The sequence below is a fragment of the Blastomonas sp. AAP25 genome, from assembly GCF_001295965.1.
Classification (GTDB): Bacteria; Pseudomonadota; Alphaproteobacteria; order Sphingomonadales; family Sphingomonadaceae; genus Blastomonas; species Blastomonas fulva.
This window is the reverse complement of sequence record NZ_LJHP01000005.1, coordinates 510,028-522,289: the sequence shown is the minus strand read 5'-3', so window position 1 is coordinate 522,289 and position 12,262 is coordinate 510,028. Positions and strand designations below refer to the sequence as shown.

Here is a 12,262-nt window from a genome sequence, read left to right as displayed (position 1 = left end):
ATGACCGAAACCGAGGAAATCGTCTGGCAGGGACGGTTCATCACCGCCAAGACACGCGGAAGATGGGAATATGTCTCGCGCAGCCGCGGCATCAGCGCCGCGGTGATCCTGGCGGTGCACGAAGGCGCGGTGGTGCTGGTCGAGCAGTATCGCGTTCCCCTGGGCCGCAGTTGCATCGAACTTCCCGCCGGCCTGATCGGCGATCATGAAAGCGGCGAAGCCCCCGAACTGGCCGCAGCGCGCGAGCTGGAAGAGGAAACCGGCTTCCGTGCAGGCCGCATGGAAAATCTCGGCGAGTTCTACTCCTCCCCCGGAATGGTCAGCGAGGCCTTCCACCTGATGCGCGCGCATGATCTGGTGCAGGTGCACGCGGGCGGCGGGGTGGAGGGCGAGAACATCACCGTCCATGTCGTGCCGCTTCCCGAGCTCGAGCGCTTCGTCGCCGACAAGCGCGCGCAGGGTTGCGGCATGGATGTGAAGCTGCTGATGCTGCTGGGCGCGCGGATACTGGGCTAACCCGGATGCCCGGGCGGGCCTCAGCCCTTGCCCTTGGTCTTGGTCGCGCCCGCCTTGCAGTTGCCCTCGATGAAATCGATGATCATCCCGGCAATGTCCTTGCCAGTGGCATGTTCGATCCCTTCGAGCCCAGGCGAGCTGTTGACCTCCATGATCACCGGGCCGTGATTGGAGCGCAGGATGTCCACGCCCGCCACGTTCAGCCCCATGACGCGCGCCGCGCGCACCGCGGTCGAGCGTTCCTCCGGCGTGATCTTGATCGCCTTGGCGGTGCCGCCACGGTGCAGGTTGGAGCGGAAATCGCCCTTGGCGCCAGTGCGCATCATCGAGGCCACAACCTTGCCGCCGATCACGAAGATGCGGATGTCGCTGCCATCGGCCTCCTTGATGAACTCCTGCACCAGGATGTTGACGTTGGCGCCGCGGAACGCCTCGATCACCGACTTGGCTGACTTTTCGGTTTCGCCCAGCACAACGCCGATGCCCTGCGTCCCCTCGAGCAGCTTGATCACGACAGGCGCGCCGCCGACGATCTTGAGCACCTCGTCGGTCTGCTTGGGGTCGTGCGCAAAGGCGGTGACCGGCAGGCCGAGGCCATGCTTGGCGAAGATCTGCATCGAGCGCAGTTTGTCGCGCGAGCGCCCGATCGCGACGCTCTCGTTGAGCGACCACACGCCCATCATCTCGAACTGGCGCAGCACGGCAAGGCCATATTGCGTGATCGAGGCGCCGATCCGCGGAATCACCGCGTCGTAACGCGCCACCGGCTCGCCATGATATTGCGCGCCGGGGCGGTGCGAGGTGATGTTCATCGTCACCCGCAGAGTGTTGAGGATGTCGATCTCGTGCCCGCGCGTCCGGGCCGCCTCGCACAGGCGGCGGTGCGAGTAGAGATTGGGATTGCGCGCCAGCATGGCGATTTTCATGGGGAGGTCCTTTGGGGAAAAGGGATCATCGGTCGGATTCCTCGGGCTGGCCGAGAACCCACTTGCGAGCGCAATCGACACGGAAACCGCGCCGCAGCGCGCGGCGGCCGATCAACAGCGGAAAGCTCATGGTGTTGCGATTGGCCAAGGTCATGTGCCCTTTCCAGCGCACGCTACCAAGGATCATCGTCGTTTCTATGACATAGCGCAGTTCGATCGCGCCATTCGAGCTCTTGACCCGGCGCTGCTCGACTCCGGGCGCGCGAAACTTGCGCGCAGGCTCGCCGCGGTGCGCGCGGAACCAGAATTCGACGACCAGCTGGCCATCGATCATCAAGGGGTTGACCCGCGTCGCGTGGATGGAGGAGGTAGCTGCGCCGGTGTCGATCTTGGCCTTGATCCGGCTCAGGCCCAGATCGGGCAGGTCGACGCACTCGGACCAGCCGATATCGATCAGCTCCCGGCTCGCTTTGATCTTTCTGGAGAGCCGGGACATCGCAGCGCCCGTTAGCAGGACGCGCGCGCGGCGCAAGAGGCTTGCGGCGAGCAGTTCGTCCTGCTCGCCGCGCCTGTCATCGCGTCAGACTACGCCAAAGGCGAGCATCGCATCGGCCACCTTCTTGAAGCCTGCGATGTTCGCGCCCTTCACGTAATCGACATAGCCCTTGCCGTTGTCGCCATAGGTCAGGCAGCTGTTGTGGATGCCCATCATGATGTCCTTGAGCATCTGCTGCAACTCGTCTTCCTTCCATGCGCGGCGCTCGGAGTTCTGGCTCATTTCGAGCCCCGAGACCGCAACGCCGCCGGCGTTCGAGGCCTTGCCCGGCGCGTAGAGGATCTTGGCATCCTTGAACACGTGCACGCCATCGAGATCGGTGGGCATGTTGGCGCCTTCGGACACCGCGATGCAGCCGTTCTTGACCAGCATGCGCGCATCATCGCCGAGCAGCTCGTTCTGCGTGGCGCAGGGCAATGCGACATCGCAGGGAACACCCCACGGGGTCTTGCCGGCATGGAAGGTCGCGCCCTTGAAGGCTTCGACATATTCCTCGATGCGGCCGCGGCGATGGGTCTTGTGCTCCTTCACCCAGTTGATCTTGTCCTGGGTGATGCCATCGGGATCGTGGATGAACCCGCCCGAATCCGACAGGGTCAGCACCTTGCCGCCCATCTGGACGATCTTCTCCGCCGCATGGGTGGCAACGTTGCCCGATCCGGAGATCACCGCGGTCTTGCCGGTGAGGCCATCGCCCTTGTGCGCCAGCATGTTGGAGAGGAAGTAGACCGCGCCATAGCCGGTCGCCTCGGTGCGGATCAGCGAGCCGCCCCATTCCAGACCCTTGCCGGTGAGCACGCCGGTAAACTGGTTGGTGATGCGCTTGTACTGACCGAACATATAGCCGATTTCACGCCCGCCCACGCCGATGTCGCCTGCGGGCACGTCAACGTCGGCACCGATATGGCGGTACAGTTCGGTCATGAAGCTCTGGCAGAAGCGCATGATCTCGCGCACGCTCTTGCCCTTGGGGTTGAAATTCGATCCGCCCTTGCCGCCGCCCATCGGCAGGCCGGTGAGTGCGTTCTTGAAAGTCTGTTCGAATGCGAGGAACTTCAGCACCGATTCGGTCACCGAGGGGTGGAAGCGGATGCCGCCCTTGTACGGGCCGATGGCGTTGTTGTTCTGCACGCGCCAGCCGCGCTGGACGCGGATATTGCCGTTGTCATCCTCCCAGCAGACGCGGAACGAAATGACGCGGTCGGGCTCGGCGATACGGCGCAGGATCTGCTGCTCGTGATACTGGACCTTGTCGGCCATGAAGTCGAAAATGTCTTCGGCGACTTCCTGCACCGCCTGGACAAATTCGGGCTGGTGCGGATTGCGCTTCTTCACGCCTTCCATGAAGGTCGGCAAGTCTACGTGATCGGATACGGCCATGGGTGCCCCCTTTTCAAGGTATTGCTGCGAACTGCGCGACCCGGCCCGAATGGCAGCGAACTCTCCTGATTCGCCTGCGATTCTGCGCAAACTCTAGCGTAAATTGCCCGGGGCGATAGTGCTAATTGGCACAGCTTTCAGACCGCCCGGAGGCTCGCGACCGGGGCTGTTCGAAGGCGCCGGAAGTGGCCAGCTTCAGCGCCCACCCTCTTCGGGATCACGATCGCGCGAAGGCCGGGCAAGCGGCCTGGTGCCTGCTGCAGGGCCAGGCTTCACGGCAGGCTCGGCGGCGGGCTTGGCGACAGGCTCCTCGTCCTTGCCTGCCGATACCGCGTCGTCCGGCTCGAGATCGGCAACCAGGCTGCTGACACTGCCGCCGGCATCATCGGCAGCGGCATCCGTGTCAGCCGCGGGCTCAGGTTCAGCATCACTGATAGCGGGCGCGTCAGCTCCGCCACCGCCCACCAGCGGGCCCAGCGCCATCGCCAGCCGCGATGCCTGCGCGCCGATCACGCCATCGACCGCCGGTGCCATCTCGCCCTGCGGCATCCGCATGAAGCCGCCCGCGACATATTCGAACGTGAGCCTGGTGCCTCCCTTGATCGGCGCGAGGCTGACCGTCATCGTGCCCGCCATCGCTTCACCCTGCAGCGGTCCCAGCGCGCCGGACAGCCGCAACAGCTTGCCCGGATCGACATAAAGGATCTGCATGTGCTGGACGCTGCCGCGCAAGGTCCGCTGCGGCGCGCCGCTTTCGGTGGTCGCCTCGTTGGGGATCAGCTCGCAAAAGCACCCCCCTGCCTGCGCATCCATGTAGAGATTGTCGGCGCTGCCGGTCCAGGTGTGGTCCTTGTCCCACCATTTGGCAGGCGTGCGCAGCATCGCAAAGGCGGCGTCCGGATCGACCGCGACCGTCACGCTGTGCTTGACCGCAAAGCCGTTGTCCGACTGCGCAGTGACCTCGGCATGGGCTGGGGCGGCGGCAAGGGTGGCGAGAGCCAGAACGGCAAGAGCGGTGCGCATGTGCAAAGGGTTCCCCGGTGATGTTCCAGGTTCATGCCCGCGATCGGGTGGTCCCGCAAGTCTATCGAGAGAAGCGCCAGCTCCGGACCTGCCCCTCCCGCTGCCGGGAGGGGAAACCCGTGGATCAGGCGTCGAGAACCCCGGCGATGGCGCCGGCGACGGCATCCATGCTCGCCATACCATCGACCCGGCTGACGATGCCGCGCGCTTCGTAGATCGGCAGGATCGGTGCGGTCTTGGCGCGATATTCGGCCATGCGGGTGCGCACGGTGTCCTCGTTGTCATCGGGACGGCGCTTGAATTCGGTCGAGCCGCACTTGTCGCACACGCCCTGCTTGGCGGGGAGCTTGTAGCGGTCGTGATAGCCCTCGCCGCAGTTGGCGCAGGTGTAGCGGCCGGTGATGCGATCGACCAGTGCGTCTTCGTCGACGCCCAGCTCGATGACATGGTGCAGGCTGCGGCCGCGCGCTTCGAGGATCTCGTCGAGCGAGACCGCCTGTGCCGCGGTGCGCGGGTAGCCGTCGAAGATGATCCCGGTTTCGGGCGAAAGCTCGTCCAGCGCATCACCGATGATGCCCGAGACGATCTCGTCGGAGACCAGCTCGCCCGCTTCCATGACCGCCTTGGCCTTGAGGCCGATCGGCGTGCCCGCCTTGACCGCAGCGCGCAGCATGTCGCCGGTCGATAGCTGCTTCATGCCGCGTTCGTCAACCAGACGCTGCGCCTGGGTACCCTTACCGGCACCTGGCGGGCCCAACAAAATGATATTCATGGACAGTCACATCCCCTGGGGACCGGTTGCCCCGGCCCTTCATATTCAGAATGGAACGCTTAGCGCAAGCGGCCCTTCAACTTAGCCTTCTTGATGAGGTCGGCATATTGGTGCGCAAGCAGGTGGCTCTGGATCTGGGTAATCGTGTCGACGGTCACGTTGACCACGATCAGCAGGCTGGTGCCGCCAAGGAAGAACAGCGGAATGCCGGTCTGCGCGATGACATATTCGGGCAGCACGCAGACAAAGGTCAGGTACGCCGCGCCGACCACGGTAATGCGCGTGAGCACATAATCCAGATAGGTCGCGGTGTTCTTGCCGGGACGGATGCCGGGGATGAAGCCGCCATTCTTCTTGAGGTTCTCCGACGTTTCTTCCGGGTTGAACACCACGGCAGTGTAGAAGAAGCAGAAGAAGATGATGCCCAGCGCATAGAGCGTCATGTACAACGGCTGGCCGTGCTGCAGATACTGGTTAAGCGTCACCAGCGCGCTGCCCATAGCCGAGTTGGGATCGGCAGAGTTGCCCGCGAACTGAGAGATCGTCAGCGGCATCAGCAGCAGCGACGAAGCGAAGATCGGCGGGATCACGCCTGCGGTGTTGATCTTGAGCGGAAGATGGCTGCGGTCCGCCTGCATCACGCCGCGCTGGGTGGCGCGCTTGGGATACTGGATCAGCACCCGGCGCTGGGCACGCTCCATGAAGCAGATGAAGATCACCAGGCCGACGATCATCACCAGCAGGCCGACGATCAGGAACGGCGAGATCGAGCCGGTGCGACCGCCCTCGAACATCTGGGCAATGAAAACCGGCATCTGGGCGACGATGCCCGCCATGATGATCAGCGAGATGCCGTTGCCGATACCGCGCGCGGTAATCTGCTCACCCAGCCACATCAGGAACATGGTGCCGCCGACAAGGCTGATCACCGCGCCGATGCGGAACATGAGGCCGGGATCGACCACCGCCTGGATGCCACTGGCACCGGCATAGGATTCAAGGCCGACGGCGATGAAATAGCCCTGCATCGCGGTGAGGAACACGGTGCCGTAGCGGGTGTACTGGTTGAGCTTCTTGCGGCCCGATTCGCCTTCCTTCTTGATCGCGGCAAGCTGCGGCGACAGCGAGGCTGCCAGCTGCACCACGATCGAGGCGGTGATATAGGGCATCACGCCAAGCGCGATCAGGCTCATGCGCTCGAGCGAACCGCCCGAGAAGGTGTTGAAGATGTCGAGGACGCCGCCCTTGGTCTGCTCGTACAGAGCTGCCAGCGCGGTGGGATCGACGCCCGGAAGCGGGACATAGCTCAGAAGACGAAAGATGATCAGCGCGCCGATGGTAAACCAGATGCGGTTCTTCAGTTCGGTCGCCTGGCTGAATTTAGCCATGCTGAAGTTGCTTGCCAGATTGTCGGCCCGTGATGCCATGAACCCAAATATCCCATAATGCGGCCTGCCAGCGCATTCAAAGCGCGCGACCGGAAATCACATTGTGCGCGCTACGCTTCGCGCTTGTGCTTTACAAGCCCGTCGCAGCGATACCGCCTTGCGACGTCTCAAGCAAGACGCCCCGCGCTCACCATATCGGGAGGCGGGGCGTTCTTGACAAGCCGGATGGCCTGATCAGGCTTTCTTTTCGTACGGCGGCTTTACGTACTTGGGACGCGGGAGGATGATATCCACCTTGCCACCGAGCTTTTCGATCGCCTCAATGGCACCCTTGGATGCACCGGCGACATTGAAGCTCACCTTCGAGGTCAGTTCACCCTTGGCGAGAATGCGCACGCCATCCTTGCCGCCACGCGACAGGCCGGCAGCGCGCAGCGCAGCCTGATCGACAGTGCCATCGGTCGGCAGCTTGCCGGCGTCGATGAACTTCTGGATCATGCCCAGGTTGACGATGTCGTAATCCTTGCCGAACGGATTGTTGAAGCCGCGCTTCGGGATGCGCATGTGCAGCGGCATCTGGCCGCCTTCAAATCCGGCGATCGAAACGCCCGAACGGCTGGTCTGGCCCTTCTGGCCGCGTCCACCGGTCTTGCCCTTGCCCGAACCGATGCCGCGTCCGACGCGCATACGGCCCTTGCGGGCGCCTTCGTTGTCCTTGAGTTCGTTCAGCTTCATAATGTGCACTCGCTTTCGCTTTGTTCGCGCTAAAATAAAATCTCTCCCATTCGCAGGGAGAGATACGCAGCCTTGCCAGCTTGCTGGCTAGGCGCAGTAGAGAGGGGCAAGCGTCAATGCAAGCCCCTCTCCCAACCCTCTCCCCTCAAGGGGAAAGGACATTTCTGTCAGTCGATCACCGTCACCATGTGGCGGACCTTCTGGAGCATGCCGCGAATTTCGGGCGTGTCCGTATGTTCCACAACGCGGTTCATCTTGTTCAGACCAAGGCCGATCAGGACCTTGCGCTGCGATTCAGGACGACGGATCGGCGATCCGGTCTGCTTCAGCTTGATGGTTGCCATGTCGCTTTACTCCGTAATCGCAGCGGCTTCAGCCTCGGCGACGACAGGTGCGGCACCGCCACGGCCCAGCAGGTCGGCAATCTTCTTGCCACGACGCGCTGCCACCGACTTGGGGCTGGTCTGTTCGCCGAGCGCCTCGAAGGTCGCGCGGATCATGTTATAGGGGTTCGACGTGCCGTTGGACTTGGTCACAACGTCGGCCACACCCAGGCTTTCGAACACGGCGCGCATCGGACCACCGGCGATGATGCCGGTACCCTGCGGCGCGCTACGCAGCGTCACCTTGCCTGCACCGAAATGGCCGGTGCCGTCATGGTGAAGCGTGCGGCCTTCCTTGAGCGGAACGCGGATCATCTTCTTCTTGGCAGCAGCAGTTGCCTTGCTGATCGCCTCGGGCACTTCGCGGGCTTTGCCATGGCCGAAGCCTGCACGACCCTGGCCGTCACCGACCACGACCAGTGCTGCAAAGCCGAAGCGCTTGCCGCCCTTGACGGTCTTGGACACGCGGTTGATGTGGACGAGCTTTTCGATCAGCTCGTCACCCTGGTCCTCATCGCGCTTGTTGCGGTCATCCCGACGGCCACGGCCACCGCGATCGTTGCCGCCACGCTCGTTGCCACCACGGCCACGACCACGGCCACCACGGCCCTGGCGTTCAGCCTGGGGAGCACCTTCAGCGGCGGTGCCCGATGCTTCTGCGTTGTTCACTTCATCAGCCATCGCTTAAAACTCCAGTCCGCCTTCGCGTGCGGCATCGGCCAGGGCCTTGACCCGGCCATGAAAAATGAAACCGCCACGGTCGAACACAACGGTGGTCACACCCGCCTGCTTGCCAGCCTCGGCGATCTGCTTGCCAACGGCGATGGCGTCGGCAACGGTTGCGCCCGTTGCCTTGCTGCCCTTGACCAGGGTCGAAGCCGAAGCCAGCGTCTTGCCGGCTGCGTCGTCGATGATCTGTGCATAGATGTGCTTGCCGGTGCGGTGCACCGAAAGACGGGGACGTCCACCTGCCCGTGCGCGCAGCGAGCTGCGGACGCGCTGACGGCGACGATCGAATAAAGAGAGCTTCGCCATGGCTTACTTCTTCTTCCCTTCCTTGCGGAAGATAAACTCGCCCGCATATTTGATACCCTTGCCCTTGTAAGGCTCCGGCTTGCGCCAGCGACGGATTTCGGCGGCAACCTGCCCAACCTTCTGGCGGTCGCTGCCCGAAATGTGGATCGTGGTCTGATCCGGGGTCTTGATCTCGATACCGTCAGGAATGGCGAAATCGACATCATGGCTGTAGCCGAGCTGCAGCTTGAGGTTGCTGCCCTGCACGTTGGCACGATAGCCGACGCCGGTGATGTTCAGCGTCTTGGTGAACCCTTCGGTCACACCGACCACCAGGTTCTGGACCAGCGTACGCTGCATGCCCCAGAACGCCCGAGCGCGCCGCGTGTTGTTCGCCGGCTTCACCGCGACTTCACCATCGGTGAGTTCGTAGGTGATATCGGGCACGGTCGGCATGGTCAGCTCGCCCTTGGGACCCTTCATGGTGATGACGCCATCGGCCATCGATGCAGTCACGCCTGCAGGAATGGCCACCGGCTTTTTACCAATGCGGCTCATATCAAAATACCTCCGCCAGCACTTCGCCGCCAACATTCTGTTCGCGCGCTTCCGCGTCGGACAGAACACCACGGGGAGTGGATACGATGGTGATGCCCAGGCCGTTGCGCACGATCGGAAGTTCCTTGGAACCCGAATAGACGCGGCGGCCAGGCTTCGACACGCGCGCGACATGCTTGATCGCGGGCTGGCCTTCGAAATACTTCAGCTCGATGCGCAGGCCCTTGTGACGGCCCAGCAGCTCTTCGGTATATCCGCGGATATAACCTTCGCGCTGCAGAACGTCGAGCACGCGAGCGCGCAGGTTCGATGCCGGCGACATCACGCTGTCCTTCTTGGCCTGCTGGCCATTGCGGATGCGGGTGAGCATATCGCCCAGAGGATCGGTCATTGCCATATCTTCAAATCCTTACCAGCTGGACTTCGTAACGCCGGGGATCAGGCCCTTGTTGGCCAGATCCCGCAGCTCGATACGGCAGAGCCCGAACTTGCGGTAATAAGCGCGGGGACGACCGGTGGTTGCACACCGGTTGCGCACGCGCGTGGGGTTTGCATTGCGGGGCAGTTCAGCCATCTTGAGCCGGGCGATCAGACGCTCGGTTTCGTCAAGATTGGTGTCTTCAGCCTGCGCACGCAGACGCGCATAACGGCCAGCATACTGCTTGACCATCTTCTTGCGACGTTCGTTCTTGTTGATGGAACTCAGTTTCGCCATGACTTAAGTTCTCGCCTTTCTATTGCGAGACGGTGGGCTTTTAAGCCGCCGCCTGTTCCTGGGTTTCCTCGATCGGGAACGGGAAGCCGAAGAGGCGCAGCAGTTCGCGCGCTTCATCGTCCGTCTTGGCCGTCGTGGTCACAATGATATCCATTCCGCGAACAGCGTCGATCTGGTCGTAGCTGATCTCGGGGAAGATGATCTGCTCTTTCAGGCCCATGGCATAGTTGCCACGGCCGTCAAAGCTCTTGGGGTTCAGCCCGCGGAAATCGCGGATGCGCGGCATCGCGATCGTCACCAGACGATCGAGAAACTCGAACATGCGCTCCTTGCGCAGCGTCACCTTGCAGCCGATGGGCATGCCTTCGCGCAGCTTGAACTGCGCGATCGACTTGCGAGCCTTGGTGATCACGGGCTTCTGGCCGGCGATCAGCTCCATTTCCGCAGCGGCGGTGGTCACCTTCTTCTTGTCCTGGCTGCCTTCGCCGACACCCATGTTGATGGTGATCTTCTCGAGCTTGGGAACCTCCATGTGGTTCTTGTAGCCGAACTTTTCCTGCATCGCCTTGACGACAACGTCGTCATAACGCTGACGCATGCGGGGCGTGTACTTATCAGCCATCGATTTTCTCCCCGGACTTCACGGCGACACGGACTTTCTTGCCGTCCACCGTTTCAAAACGGACGCGCGTGGGCGCGCCAGTCTTGGGATCGGCCACCGCGACCTTGGAAATGTGCATGGGGGCTTCGACACGGTCGAGACCGCCCTGCGGGTTGGTCTGGCTCGGCTTGCGATGACGGGTCATCACATTCAGGCCCGAAACCACAACCTTCTCGTCCTTCGGCATAACCTTGGCGACGGTGCCGGTGCGGCCCTTGTCCTTGCCGGACAGGACGACAACGTTGTCGCCCTTTTTGATCTTAGCGCTTGCCATGGTTACAGCACCTCCGGAGCCAGCGAGATGATCTTCATGTGCTTGCGCGCACGAAGTTCACGAACCACCGGGCCAAAGATACGCGTGCCGATGGGCTCGTCGTTCTTGTTAACCAGCACAGCTGCGTTGCCGTCGAAACGGATCACGCTACCGTCGGGACGACGAACGTCCTTGGCAGTGCGCACGATGACGGCGCGGTGAACGTCGCCCTTCTTGACGCGGCCACGGGGCGCCGCTTCCTTGACGGAGACGACGATGATGTCGCCAACGCCGGCGAAGCGACGCTTCGATCCGCCGAGAACCTTGATGCACTGGACGCGCTTGGCGCCACTGTTGTCTGCAACATCAAGATTGGATTGCATCTGGATCATGGATCCGTTTCCTTCTTGTCTGGCTTGCCGGAACCAGTCCGGCAGTTCCTGCTTGAATTATGCTTCGGTCGAAGCCTCGGGCGCCTTGTGGGTGTTGACCCGATCCAGCACCTTCCAGGTCTTCAGCTTCGAAATCGGCGCCGTCTCTTCGATGCGGACGGTTTCGCCTTCCTTGAAGCTATTGGTCTCGTCGTGCGCGTGGTACTTCTTCGAACGACGGATGATCTTCCCGTACAACGGGTGCTTCACCTTGCGCTCGACATTCACGACCACGGTCTTGTCGCCCTTGTCGGAGACCACCGTTCCGGTCAGAACACGTTTCGGCATATCGGCCTCCTTACTTGGCAGCGGCGGCGCTTGCGCGCTCGCTCTGCAACGTCTTGATGCGGGCAATGTTGCGACGCACTTCGCGGACACGCGCGGGGCGTTCCAGCTGGTTGGTCGCAGCCTGGAAGCGCAGGTTGAACGCTTCCTTCTTCAGCGAACCCAGTTCAGCCGAAAGCTGATCGTCGGTCTTGGTGCGCAGGTCTTCAACAATCTTGGTCATCACTCACCTCCCAGGTGCGACGTATCGCCGAGGCGGGCCACAACCTTGGTCTTGATCGGCAGCTTCATGGCTGCACGCTCGAAGGCAACCGCGGCGATCGGGCCGGGAACGCCATCCAGTTCGAACAGGATGCGGCCGGGCTTGACGCGCGCTGCCCAATATTCGACCGAACCCTTGCCCTTGCCCTGACGGACTTCGGCAGGCTTCTTGGTCACGGGTACATCGGGGAACACGCGGATCCACAAACGTCCCTGACGCTTGATGTGACGCGTGATCGCACGGCGGGCCGCTTCGATCTGGCGAGCGGTGATCCGCTCGGGCTCCAGCGCCTTCAGGCCATAGGACCCGAAATTGAGGCTGGTTCCGCCAGGCGCATTGCCGCTGATGCGACCCTTGAATGCCTTGCGGAACTTCATTTTCTTCGGTTGCAGCATGATGCTCTA

20 protein-coding genes are annotated in these 12,262 nt (G+C 62.5%); 1 reads left to right on the top strand and 19 read right to left on the bottom strand.

Annotated elements, in window-relative coordinates; translation table 11 throughout:
• A complete protein-coding gene (locus IP68_RS07225) occupies positions 1-516 on the top strand; it encodes an NUDIX hydrolase (RefSeq protein ID WP_054134371.1) in 516 nt (171 codons plus the stop codon).
• A gap of 20 nt (positions 517-536) precedes the next feature.
• Here IP68_RS07225 and rimK read toward each other — a convergent pair whose 3' ends face one another.
• The 19 genes from rimK to rplP form a co-directional block, all read right to left on the bottom strand.
• Positions 537-1,442: a 30S ribosomal protein S6--L-glutamate ligase gene (gene rimK / locus IP68_RS07220; RefSeq protein WP_054134258.1), complete on the bottom strand. Its 906-nt coding sequence runs from the start codon at positions 1,440-1,442 to the stop codon at positions 537-539.
• A gap of 25 nt (positions 1,443-1,467) precedes the next feature.
• Positions 1,468-1,938: a RimK/LysX family protein gene (locus IP68_RS07215; protein WP_054134257.1), complete on the bottom strand. Its 471-nt coding sequence runs from the start codon at positions 1,936-1,938 to the stop codon at positions 1,468-1,470.
• An 84-nt stretch (positions 1,939-2,022) separates the two neighbouring features.
• Positions 2,023-3,378: an NADP-specific glutamate dehydrogenase gene (gene gdhA / locus IP68_RS07210; RefSeq protein WP_054134256.1), complete on the bottom strand. Its 1,356-nt coding sequence runs from the start codon at positions 3,376-3,378 to the stop codon at positions 2,023-2,025.
• A gap of 195 nt (positions 3,379-3,573) precedes the next feature.
• Positions 3,574-4,401: an SRPBCC family protein gene (locus tag IP68_RS07205; RefSeq protein ID WP_054134255.1), complete on the bottom strand. Its 828-nt coding sequence runs from the start codon at positions 4,399-4,401 to the stop codon at positions 3,574-3,576.
• A 124-nt stretch (positions 4,402-4,525) separates the two neighbouring features.
• Complete coding sequence (locus IP68_RS07200) at positions 4,526-5,173, bottom strand: adenylate kinase (RefSeq protein ID WP_054134254.1); 648 nt, start codon at positions 5,171-5,173, stop codon at positions 4,526-4,528.
• Positions 5,174-5,232: 59 nt separating this feature from the next.
• Positions 5,233-6,600: a preprotein translocase subunit SecY gene (secY, locus tag IP68_RS07195; protein WP_054134253.1), complete on the bottom strand. Its 1,368-nt coding sequence runs from the start codon at positions 6,598-6,600 to the stop codon at positions 5,233-5,235.
• A 195-nt stretch (positions 6,601-6,795) separates the two neighbouring features.
• Positions 6,796-7,296, bottom strand: a complete 501-nt coding sequence (gene rplO, locus IP68_RS07190) for a 50S ribosomal protein L15 (protein WP_054134252.1) — start codon at positions 7,294-7,296, stop codon at positions 6,796-6,798.
• Positions 7,297-7,463: 167 nt separating this feature from the next.
• Positions 7,464-7,640 (bottom strand): 50S ribosomal protein L30, encoded by a 177-nt coding sequence (rpmD, locus tag IP68_RS07185; RefSeq protein WP_017670462.1) that lies wholly within the window; start codon positions 7,638-7,640, stop codon positions 7,464-7,466.
• Between the two features lie 6 nt (positions 7,641-7,646).
• Entirely contained in the window at positions 7,647-8,360 is a 714-nt protein-coding gene (gene rpsE / locus IP68_RS07180) for a 30S ribosomal protein S5 (protein ID WP_054134251.1), read from the bottom strand.
• Positions 8,361-8,363: 3 nt separating this feature from the next.
• Positions 8,364-8,714, bottom strand: a complete 351-nt coding sequence (gene rplR / locus IP68_RS07175; RefSeq protein ID WP_054134250.1) for a 50S ribosomal protein L18 — start codon at positions 8,712-8,714, stop codon at positions 8,364-8,366.
• A gap of 3 nt (positions 8,715-8,717) precedes the next feature.
• A complete protein-coding gene (rplF, locus tag IP68_RS07170; RefSeq protein WP_054134249.1) occupies positions 8,718-9,251 on the bottom strand; it encodes a 50S ribosomal protein L6 in 534 nt (177 codons plus the stop codon).
• A 1-nt stretch (position 9,252) separates the two neighbouring features.
• Entirely contained in the window at positions 9,253-9,648 is a 396-nt protein-coding gene (rpsH, locus tag IP68_RS07165) for a 30S ribosomal protein S8 (RefSeq protein ID WP_017670458.1), read from the bottom strand.
• Positions 9,649-9,660: 12 nt separating this feature from the next.
• Positions 9,661-9,966, bottom strand: a complete 306-nt coding sequence (gene rpsN, locus IP68_RS07160; protein WP_054134248.1) for a 30S ribosomal protein S14 — start codon at positions 9,964-9,966, stop codon at positions 9,661-9,663.
• Positions 9,967-10,006: 40 nt separating this feature from the next.
• Positions 10,007-10,588 (bottom strand): 50S ribosomal protein L5, encoded by a 582-nt coding sequence (gene rplE / locus IP68_RS07155; protein ID WP_054134247.1) that lies wholly within the window; start codon positions 10,586-10,588, stop codon positions 10,007-10,009.
• A complete protein-coding gene (gene rplX / locus IP68_RS07150; RefSeq protein ID WP_054134246.1) occupies positions 10,581-10,901 on the bottom strand; it encodes a 50S ribosomal protein L24 in 321 nt (106 codons plus the stop codon). Before rplX ends, rplE begins: the two co-directional genes overlap by 8 nt.
• Positions 10,902-10,903: 2 nt before the next feature.
• Complete coding sequence (gene rplN, locus IP68_RS07145) at positions 10,904-11,272, bottom strand: 50S ribosomal protein L14 (RefSeq protein WP_054134245.1); 369 nt, start codon at positions 11,270-11,272, stop codon at positions 10,904-10,906.
• 57 nt (positions 11,273-11,329) lie between these two features.
• The gene (gene rpsQ, locus IP68_RS07140; protein ID WP_017670453.1) at positions 11,330-11,599 is read right to left on the bottom strand and encodes a 30S ribosomal protein S17; all 270 of its coding nucleotides are present in this window, start codon (positions 11,597-11,599) and stop codon (positions 11,330-11,332) included.
• A gap of 10 nt (positions 11,600-11,609) precedes the next feature.
• Entirely contained in the window at positions 11,610-11,819 is a 210-nt protein-coding gene (rpmC, locus tag IP68_RS07135) for a 50S ribosomal protein L29 (protein ID WP_054134244.1), read from the bottom strand.
• A complete protein-coding gene (rplP, locus tag IP68_RS07130) occupies positions 11,819-12,253 on the bottom strand; it encodes a 50S ribosomal protein L16 (RefSeq protein ID WP_031318020.1) in 435 nt (144 codons plus the stop codon). Before rplP ends, rpmC begins: the two co-directional genes overlap by 1 nt.
• Between the last annotated feature and the right edge of the window lie 9 nt (positions 12,254-12,262).

Bases quoted from the DNA above. Each gene is read 5' to 3' on its own strand.
- IP68_RS07225 (WP_054134371.1), top strand. From the start codon at position 1: ATGACCGAAACCGAGGAAATCGTCTGGCAGGGACGGTTCATCACCGCC.
- rplP (WP_031318020.1), bottom strand. From the start codon at position 12,253: ATGCTGCAACCGAAGAAAATGAAGTTCCGCAAGGCATTCAAGGGTCGC.
- rpmD (WP_017670462.1), bottom strand. From the start codon at position 7,640: ATGGCAACCATCAAGCTGAAGCAGACCGGATCGCCGATCCGTCGTCCT.
- rpmC (WP_054134244.1), bottom strand. From the start codon at position 11,819: ATGACCAAGATTGTTGAAGACCTGCGCACCAAGACCGACGATCAGCTT.
- rplR (WP_054134250.1), bottom strand. From the start codon at position 8,714: ATGGCGAAGCTCTCTTTATTCGATCGTCGCCGTCAGCGCGTCCGCAGC.
- rpsH (WP_017670458.1), bottom strand. From the start codon at position 9,648: ATGGCAATGACCGATCCTCTGGGCGATATGCTCACCCGCATCCGCAAT.
- rpsQ (WP_017670453.1), bottom strand. From the start codon at position 11,599: ATGCCGAAACGTGTTCTGACCGGAACGGTGGTCTCCGACAAGGGCGAC.
- secY (WP_054134253.1), bottom strand. From the start codon at position 6,600: ATGGCATCACGGGCCGACAATCTGGCAAGCAACTTCAGCATGGCTAAA.
- rplN (WP_054134245.1), bottom strand. From the start codon at position 11,272: ATGATCCAGATGCAATCCAATCTTGATGTTGCAGACAACAGTGGCGCC.
- IP68_RS07200 (WP_054134254.1), bottom strand. From the start codon at position 5,173: ATGAATATCATTTTGTTGGGCCCGCCAGGTGCCGGTAAGGGTACCCAG.
- rplF (WP_054134249.1), bottom strand. From the start codon at position 9,251: ATGAGCCGCATTGGTAAAAAGCCGGTGGCCATTCCTGCAGGCGTGACT.
- rplO (WP_054134252.1), bottom strand. From the start codon at position 7,296: ATGAAGCTGAACGAACTCAAGGACAACGAAGGCGCCCGCAAGGGCCGT.
- gdhA (WP_054134256.1), bottom strand. From the start codon at position 3,378: ATGGCCGTATCCGATCACGTAGACTTGCCGACCTTCATGGAAGGCGTG.
- rpsE (WP_054134251.1), bottom strand. From the start codon at position 8,360: ATGGCTGATGAAGTGAACAACGCAGAAGCATCGGGCACCGCCGCTGAA.
- rplX (WP_054134246.1), bottom strand. From the start codon at position 10,901: ATGGCAAGCGCTAAGATCAAAAAGGGCGACAACGTTGTCGTCCTGTCC.
- rpsN (WP_054134248.1), bottom strand. From the start codon at position 9,966: ATGGCGAAACTGAGTTCCATCAACAAGAACGAACGTCGCAAGAAGATG.
- IP68_RS07205 (WP_054134255.1), bottom strand. From the start codon at position 4,401: ATGCGCACCGCTCTTGCCGTTCTGGCTCTCGCCACCCTTGCCGCCGCC.
- IP68_RS07215 (WP_054134257.1), bottom strand. From the start codon at position 1,938: ATGTCCCGGCTCTCCAGAAAGATCAAAGCGAGCCGGGAGCTGATCGAT.
- rimK (WP_054134258.1), bottom strand. From the start codon at position 1,442: ATGAAAATCGCCATGCTGGCGCGCAATCCCAATCTCTACTCGCACCGC.
- rplE (WP_054134247.1), bottom strand. From the start codon at position 10,588: ATGGCTGATAAGTACACGCCCCGCATGCGTCAGCGTTATGACGACGTT.